We start from the raw sequence: 298 nt of genomic DNA, 5'->3' as shown, positions 1-298 counted from the left end.
TGTTTCTCGTTCCTGGTATCGGTGCTCAAGGGGGAACAATAACACAATTAATTCAACAGTTTCCTCAAAGGTTATGGCAAAATATTATTCCTTCAATTTCAAGATCGATTACAGAAGCGGGACGAAATAGTGTTGATTTAAAAAATGTCATTCATAACTTTGCTGAGCAATCTAAAAATACACTTCTGTCTTAATTTTTTGCTAAGCCATCAAAGAGAGAAAACTCTTATTAAAGAAGGGGCGGCTTATCAAATTTTAAGGAAGACACTGTTTTCAAGAAGTGATTTTGCTTTATCTC

1 pseudogene is annotated in these 298 nt (G+C 34.2%); it reads left to right on the top strand.

Features of this window, described 5'->3' with window-relative positions:
• Positions 1-194 (top strand): annotated as a pseudogene (locus tag ACFIN0_RS10055) (orotidine-5'-phosphate decarboxylase); the annotation flags it as partial.
• Between the last annotated feature and the right edge of the window lie 104 nt (positions 195-298).

This window comes from Bartonella sp. AA89HNZF (assembly GCF_042196905.1).
Classification (GTDB): Bacteria; Pseudomonadota; Alphaproteobacteria; order Rhizobiales; family Rhizobiaceae; genus Bartonella.
The sequence above is the reverse complement of the archived record's forward strand: the minus strand, read 5'-3'. Positions and strand labels throughout refer to the sequence as shown.